Below are 6,879 nucleotides of genomic sequence, written 5' to 3' on the forward strand. Positions count from 1 at the left end.
GTGCAGGAAAACCCCTCGGTCGGATCGACGTGGCTGTAGCCCTTTCCCCTTCGATCGTCCGCGCCCTCGAATGTGTGACAGGAGCGCTCCCTCAAGCTAGACCACCGCGACGACGTCTCGGCCCGAAACCGGACCGAAAAATCGACCCCTCGGGCCACATCGATCCCGAGTCGAGACCGGAGAGGCGACCTGTCGTGGCGCTCGCGGCGAATCGACGGGGATTTGTTACCGTTCGATGGCGATCCGGTCACCGGATGCGCTCGAATCACAGTTTCGGTAACCGCTTTTCGAACCGGACCCCGGAAACCGCCCGCGGCGGCCCCGGTCCCCCTATTGTCGAGCCGACCACGCCGTCGCCCGTGCCCGTCCCATCCTCGAGGAGCTCTGGATGCAGCAGCGTCGATGGACCGTTCGTTCGCTCTCCGCCGCGGCCGTCGCGGCCGTCGCCGTGGCCGTGCCCGCCCATGCCGTCGCAGAGCCGGCACCCCCGGGCTTGCCGCCGGATGCGCTGCGGGCCGCGGCCGCCGCGGATTCCCCCGAGGCGCTGCGGGCGGTGGAATCCCTGCTCGACGCGGCCCGCACCCCCGCGTTGTTCGAGCCGCCGCCGCGCAACACGCCGCAGCCGTTCATGCAGCCCGCCCCCACGTTCGGGCTCGGCTGCGGCGGCGGCTTCACCCCGTACGCGATGACCACCGGCTGGGCCCAGCCGGGCCCCAACGCGGTGCCGCCCGTCCAGATCGGGCAGTTGAAGATCTTCGTCTCTCCCACGATCCCCACCCTGCCGGCGCGGGCCGACCTGACGTTCGTGTGGCTGAACATGGAGAACTTCCGCGGCGGCGTGGCCACCCTCGACGACACCGTCGGCGGGGTGCCGCAGCTGTCGAAGACCCTCGACACCGGCACCGGGCCGGTGCTGTCGGCACTGTTCGGTTCCGTGCAGTACGTGGACGGCACCTTCTGCCAGGTGGTGTACACGATGGGGGCGTTCTTCGCCTGAGGGCCGCCGCCGGCTCGGCGGCGCCCAGCTCAGCGGAGCCGCTCGGCGGCGCGGGCCAGGCGCACCAGGTCGGCGCACAGGGGCGCCAGTTCCTCCGGACCTGCGCCCTCGCCGACCGCGGTCGCGACGTCCTCGGCCGCGCACCGCACCTCGAAGGCACGGTCGGCGACCGCGGTCGCCTCGTCGGCGGTCAGAACCACCGCGTCCTCCGGCAGGCCCGCCTCCCGGGCGAGGGTGCGGTGCTCGTAGGCCCGCTGGCGGCACGAACGGCGGCAATAGCGGCGGCGGCGCCCGAGCGGGGCGTCGGCGACCGGCCGGCCGCACCAGAGGCAGTTCTCCGGTTTACGGGTACGTCCGGTCATGGCCGCACACCCTACCGGCCCGTGGCGCCGGAGCAACCGGGGCGGCCCGGTAGAATGACCCGCGCCCACGGCCCCGGGGCGGTCGGGAACCGATTCGACCGCGCGGGCGTTGACAAGAGTGGTCGGCATCCGCCGATGTCGACCGCACTGTGGACGCTCGCCCCCCTCGGAGGCGAGCGCACCGGGCGGAGCACACAAGAGAGGACACCACCATGGCAGATCGTGTACTGCGAGGCAGCCGGCTCGGGGCGGTGAGCTACGAGACCGACCGTGACCACGATCTGGCGCCGCGGCGGATCGCCCGCTACCGCTGTGACAACGGCGAGGAGTTCGACGTTCCGTTCGCCGACGACGCGGAGATCCCCGGCACCTGGATCTGCAAGAACGGCCTGGAAGGCTCCCTGGTCGAGGGCGCGGCACCGGAAACGAAGAAGGTCAAGCCGCCGCGCACCCACTGGGACATGCTGCTCGAGCGTCGCTCCGTCGACGAGCTCGACGAGCTGCTCAAGGAGCGCCTCGAACTGCTCAAGACCAAGCGGCGCGGCGCCTGACACCGCGCCCACCGGCACCCCACGATGCCGCCCCCGGGATCCGTCCCGGGGGCGGCATCGTGCATCCCGGGCCCCGGGGGTCGGCCGTGTTGCGCGCACGGCACAAATAGATCAAACGCCGACAGCACCTTCGCGCGCGTGTCATCATGATCGAACACCGGCCGGATTCTCGGACCGGCGACCTCGGACGACGCGAAACGGAATGACCCACTGGGCTTTCGGGACGTGGTACAGGGGGCGAGAAGCAATGGACAACAGCAACGACCGCAGGGCGGGCGCCACCGCCGAATCCACGCCGGACCGCCTGCTCGACGGGCTGCGCACCGAACTCGACCGCGTCGATGCCCGGCTCCTCGACGACGTTCGGGACCGGCTGCGGATCTGCGCCCGCATCGCGCACCTGAAACAGCGGCACGCCATCCCGATGCTGCAGCCGGGGCGGATGCAGGTCGTGCACGACCGCGCGGAGACCTACGCACACCGCAACGCCATGTCGTCCGAGTTCCTGCACTCGTTGTACGCGTTGCTCATCGCGGAGGCGTGCCGGGTCGAGGACCTCATCATCGACGGCACCGGCTCGGCGTCGGCCGAGCTGCGCGAGACCCGGACCTGAGGGCGGTCATGGCCGCGCCGCCGCCTGCCGGTTCGATCCGCACCCTGCTGATCGACAACTACGACTCGTTCACCTACAACCTCTACAGCCTGCTTGCCGAGGTCAACGGTGTGGCGCCCACGGTCGTCAGCAACGACACCCCGTGGGAGTGCCTGGACCTGGACCGGTTCGACAACATCGTCGTCTCCCCCGGGCCGGGGCGGCCCGACCGGGCCCGCGACTTCGGGATCAGCTCCCACGCCCTGCTCGACTCCGGTCTGCCGGTGCTCGGGGTGTGCCTGGGCCACCAGGGCCTGTGCAACCTGTTCGGCAGCGACGTGGTGCGCGCCCCGCAACCGGTGCACGGACGGCTCTCGCGGATCCGGCACACCGGCACCGGGCTGTTCGCCGGCATTCCCTCGCCGTTCGCGGCGGTGAGGTACCACTCGCTGGTCGTCGACCGGGTGCCCGACGAGCTCGAGGCCGTCGCCTGGACCGAGGACGGGCTGCTCATGGGGGTCGCCCACCGGACCCGGCCGCTGTGGGGGGTGCAGTTCCACCCCGAATCGATCTGCACCGAGTACGGCCGCGAACTGCTGGCGAACTTCCGTGACGCGACCCCGGCCAGGCCCCACCCGCCGGAGCCGGCCCTTCCTCCCGCGCCGACGGCCCGGCCCCCGGCGCTGGTGCTCGAGAGCCGCCGGATCGCACACAACCCGGACCCGCAGCGCGTGTTCGAGGCGTTGTTCGCCGAGGGCCCGCACAGCTTCTGGCTGGACGGCAGTGCCGCCACCGAGCCGAACTCGCGGTTCTCCATCCTCGGGGACGGATCGGGACCGCGCGCCGAGTTCGTCACCTACAGCGTCGCCGAGACCCTGGTGCGCGAACAGCGGGCCGGGGAACCGGTCGCCGAGTTCCACACCACCTTCTTCGACCACGTCGACCGTCGCCTCACCGAGCGCACGGTCGCCCGGCGCGACGACCTGCCGTTCGCGTTCGCCCTCGGGTATGTGGGCTATCTGGGGTACGAGCTCAAGGCCGACACCGGCGGCCAGCTGGTGCACACCTCCCCCATCGCGGACGCGGCGATGGTGTTCGCCGACCGCGCGGTGGTGCTCGACCACGAGGCGCGCTGCTGCTATCTGCTGGCGCTGAGCGAGCGGACCGGGGAGCCGGCCACGGCCGCGTGGTTCGACGAGACCGCTGCGGTGCTCGAGTCGCTGCCGGAGTCCGCCACGACGCCGGCCACGGCGCCGCTGGTGCGGGCGGAGCAGGATCCGCAGGTGCGGTTGCGGCACGACCCGCAGCGGTATCTCGAGCTGATCGCCCAGTCGATCGCCGAGATCCGCAGCGGCGAGACGTACGAGGTGTGCCTGACCAATGCGGCGACCGTGGAGCGCAGCGTGGATCCGCTGCGCACCTACGAGACGCTGCGGGAACTCAGCCCGACCCCGTACAGCGCCCTGCTGCGGTTCCCGGAGGTGTCGGTGCTCAGCGCCTCGCCGGAGCGGTTCCTGCGGATCGGCCCGGACCGGGTGGTCGAGTCGAAGCCGATCAAGGGCACCCGGCCGCGTGGCACCACCGAGGACGCGGACCGGGCGTTGCGGCAGAGCCTGCTCGACAGCGAGAAGGACCAATCGGAGAACCTGATGATCGTCGACCTGGTGCGCAACGACCTCTCGCGGGTGTGCGTACCCGGCTCGGTGCACGTGCCGAAGCTGTTCGACGTCGAGACGTACGCGGCGGTGCACCAGCTTGTCTCCACGGTCCGGGGGACGCTGCGCCCGGATGCCACCGCGGTGGACTGCGTGCGGGCCGCGTTCCCGGGCGGGTCGATGACCGGGGCCCCGAAGCTGCGCACCATGGAGATCATCGACAAGCTCGAGGACGGCCCCCGCGGCGTGTATTCGGGGGCGCTGGGATACCTGTCCCCGACGGGGGCGGCGGATCTGTCGATCGTCATCCGCACCATGGTCGCCACCGAGCACGAGGTGGGCTTCGGAATCGGCGGCGCCATCGTCGCGTTGTCGGATCCGGCGGACGAACTCGAGGAGACGATGGTCAAGGCGGTGGCGATGCGCCGCACCCTGTCGGTGAACGAGCCGCCCGAGGACGGCCCCCGCGCGTGAACGACGCGGCCGGCCCCGTCGTCGTCGCCGGCGGTGCCGGCGCGGTCGGCCGGATGCTGGTCGAGGCGTTCCGCCGCGACGGCACCGCCGTGGTGGTGATCGACCCGGCCGCCGGCGACGACCCGGCCGCGCTGCGCGGCGATGTCACCGTCCCCACGGCGGCGATGCGGGACGCGGTACGGGTCGCTCCGACGGTGGTGCTGGCCCTACCCGAGACCGCGGCCCTCGCCGCTGCCGCCCCGCTCGGTGCGCTGCTGTCGCCGGCAGCGGTGCTCGTCGAGACGCTGTCGGTGAAGTCGGCGTGGGCGCGGGCGGTGCGCGAGCCGGGGTGGTCCGTGCAGTGTGTGGGGCTGAACCCGATGTTCGCACCGGCGCTGGGCATGGCCGGCCGGCCGGTGGCGGTGGTCGAGCACCGGCCCGGCCCGGCGGTCGAGTCGCTGCTCGGAAGGCTGGGCCGGTGGGGTGCGCAGGTGGTGCGGCTGACGGCGGACGAGCACGACCGGGTCGCGGCGGCCACCCAGGCCGCCACCCACGCAGCCGTCCTGGCGTTCGGGCTGGCGCTGGGCCGGCTCGACGTGCCCCCGTCGGTGGCGGCGGCGACCGCCCCGCCGCCGCACGTGCTGCTGCGGGCGCTGCTCGCGCGGATCACCGCCGGTGCGCCCGAGGTGTATCTCGACGTGCAGGCCGGCAACCCGCATGCGGCCGCCGCCCGGGCGGCGCTGCGCGCCTCCCTCGACGAACTCGACGCCGTGGTCGGCGCCGGTTCGGTGGCCGGGTTCGCGGACCTGCTGGCCCGGGCCGGAACGCCGCTGGGCGCGGACGCCGACCGGTACCGTGAGCTGTGTGCGGGACTGTTCGCGGATCTGACGCACGAGGAAACGGAGAGCCGCCATGGCCGAGCCTGATCTGTCCGGGGCCCGGGGCCCGCTGCTCGCGCCCGCGCTGCCGGACCACGATCCGCACGACGTCGTCGAGAGTGCCGTCGTGCGGGGCCTGGCACGGTCGTGGGGGCGGCGCGCCACGGTCAAGAAGCGCGAACCCGATCTCGACGAGCTGTTCGATCCGACCCGGCTGGACTTCCCGGACGAACTCGTGCCGTTCCACACCCACCCGGTGTACCGCGCCCTGGACGAGGAGCGCCGGGCCCGGCTGCGGGGCTGGGGATGGATCGCGTACAACAAGAACGTCATGGACATCGAGCAGCACGTGGTCAATCCCGGCTTCGCGCTGATCACGACGGACTTCTTCGAGGTCGGACCGTCGGACACCGTCACCGCGGGGGTGCTGCAGGCGATGGTCGACGAGCAGTACCACACCCTGATGCATCTCAACGCGAGCGCGGTGATCCGCCGTCGTCGCGGCTGGCGGATGCCCGAGTCGGCGCTGCCGCCGTGCCGGACCGTGCGCGAGCACCGCGCCGCCGTCGACGCGGCGCCGGATCCGCGGGTGCAGGCCCTGATCCTGCTGGCGTTCACCACCGTCGCCGAGACCTCCATCAGCGCGTTCCTCGGGTTGATGACCGAGGACGAGGATCTGCAGCCGGTCAACCGCACGACGGTGGCCCTGCACCGGCGCGACGAGCTCAGCCACGCCTCCCTCGCGGCCGAGCTGCTGAAGATGGTGTTCACCGATCTCGGGCCCGGTGACCGGGCGCAGCTGCTCGAGGCCCTGGCCGCCGGGATCGAGGCCTTCACCGGCAGCGACCTGGGAACCTGGGCGGCGATCGTGGAGGCGGAGCGAGTTCCGGGCGGGCGGGAGATGCTCGCGGACACCGCGGCGGCGCCGCATCCGCGGCGTGTGGTGCAGGACTGCAGCGCGATCCGCCGGTTGTGCACCGACCTGGGGGTCGCGGACGATCTGCCTGTCACCTGGTAGAACGACCGAAATCGAACGAACGATTCGAACGTTTGCGGGACTGGCCGATTCGTGACCTTCGAACGTTTTACTCGAACGTTCGAAGGTGTTCGCCCTGGTAATCTGCGGTCGTGAGCGATGCAGCCTCGTCGCGCGGCACACCGATCGGGGAGACCCCGGCAACGGGCGGGCGCCGCAAGCAGTACGCCAACAGCGCCGAACGCGCGCGCGCCTGGCGCGAGCGTCAACGCCGAACCTCCGCCGCCGCCGACCCCTCTTCGGCGCCGGCGGCACCCCCGCCGACCCCGGCGGCGCCCGATCCGCGGCCACCGGAGGCCGCGACGGCCCGGATCGGCGCCGTGTCGGGAGCCCCCCGGGTGGCGGGGACGGGGGC

Annotated in this window: 7 protein-coding genes and 1 pseudogene; 7 read left to right on the forward strand and 1 reads right to left on the reverse strand. The window is 72.3% G+C overall.

Features of this window, described 5'->3' with window-relative positions; genetic code table 11:
* Positions 1-388: 388 nt before the first annotated feature.
* Positions 389-997, forward strand: a complete 609-nt coding sequence (locus G6038_RS23890) for a hypothetical protein (protein WP_165040371.1) — start codon at positions 389-391, stop codon at positions 995-997.
* A gap of 29 nt (positions 998-1,026) precedes the next feature.
* On the opposite strand, the gene G6038_RS23895 is transcribed toward G6038_RS23890, so the two are convergent.
* Positions 1,027-1,359 carry a hypothetical protein gene (locus G6038_RS23895; protein WP_165040373.1) on the reverse strand — a complete coding sequence of 111 codons (333 nt, stop codon included), beginning with the start codon at positions 1,357-1,359 and terminating at the stop codon, positions 1,027-1,029.
* Between the two features lie 212 nt (positions 1,360-1,571).
* On the opposite strand from G6038_RS23895, the gene G6038_RS23900 reads away from it, so the two are divergent.
* From G6038_RS23900 to G6038_RS23925, 6 genes and pseudogenes are all read left to right on the forward strand, one after another.
* Positions 1,572-1,910, forward strand: coding sequence for an RNA polymerase-binding protein RbpA (locus tag G6038_RS23900; protein ID WP_165040374.1), 339 nt, complete (start codon positions 1,572-1,574; stop codon positions 1,908-1,910).
* Between the two features lie 247 nt (positions 1,911-2,157).
* Positions 2,158-2,523 (forward strand): chorismate mutase, encoded by a 366-nt coding sequence (locus G6038_RS23905; protein ID WP_165040376.1) that lies wholly within the window; start codon positions 2,158-2,160, stop codon positions 2,521-2,523.
* 8 nt (positions 2,524-2,531) lie between these two features.
* Positions 2,532-4,631, forward strand: coding sequence for an aminodeoxychorismate synthase component I (gene pabB / locus G6038_RS23910; protein ID WP_165040378.1), 2,100 nt, complete (start codon positions 2,532-2,534; stop codon positions 4,629-4,631).
* A complete protein-coding gene (locus G6038_RS23915) occupies positions 4,628-5,536 on the forward strand; it encodes a prephenate dehydrogenase/arogenate dehydrogenase family protein (RefSeq protein ID WP_165040380.1) in 909 nt (302 codons plus the stop codon). The genes pabB and G6038_RS23915 overlap by 4 nt, the downstream gene beginning before the upstream one ends.
* Entirely contained in the window at positions 5,523-6,506 is a 984-nt protein-coding gene (locus tag G6038_RS23920) for a diiron oxygenase (protein ID WP_165040382.1), read from the forward strand. The genes G6038_RS23915 and G6038_RS23920 overlap by 14 nt, the downstream gene beginning before the upstream one ends.
* Positions 6,507-6,616: 110 nt before the next feature.
* A pseudogene (locus G6038_RS23925) lies at positions 6,617-6,879 on the forward strand (hypothetical protein); the annotation flags it as partial.

It is taken from the genome of Rhodococcus sp. 14C212, assembly GCF_011058195.1.
In the GTDB taxonomy this organism is placed as follows: domain Bacteria; phylum Actinomycetota; class Actinomycetes; order Mycobacteriales; family Mycobacteriaceae; genus Rhodococcus; species Rhodococcus aetherivorans.

Excerpts from the sequence above, each read along its gene's own strand:
- G6038_RS23900 (WP_165040374.1), top strand. The coding sequence starts at position 1,572 with ATGGCAGATCGTGTACTGCGAGGCAGCCGGCTCGGGGCGGTGAGCTAC.
- G6038_RS23895 (WP_165040373.1), bottom strand. The coding sequence starts at position 1,359 with ATGACCGGACGTACCCGTAAACCGGAGAACTGCCTCTGGTGCGGCCGG.
- G6038_RS23890 (WP_165040371.1), top strand. The coding sequence starts at position 389 with ATGCAGCAGCGTCGATGGACCGTTCGTTCGCTCTCCGCCGCGGCCGTC.
- G6038_RS23920 (WP_165040382.1), top strand. The coding sequence starts at position 5,523 with ATGGCCGAGCCTGATCTGTCCGGGGCCCGGGGCCCGCTGCTCGCGCCC.
- pabB (WP_165040378.1), top strand. The coding sequence starts at position 2,532 with ATGGCCGCGCCGCCGCCTGCCGGTTCGATCCGCACCCTGCTGATCGAC.
- G6038_RS23905 (WP_165040376.1), top strand. The coding sequence starts at position 2,158 with ATGGACAACAGCAACGACCGCAGGGCGGGCGCCACCGCCGAATCCACG.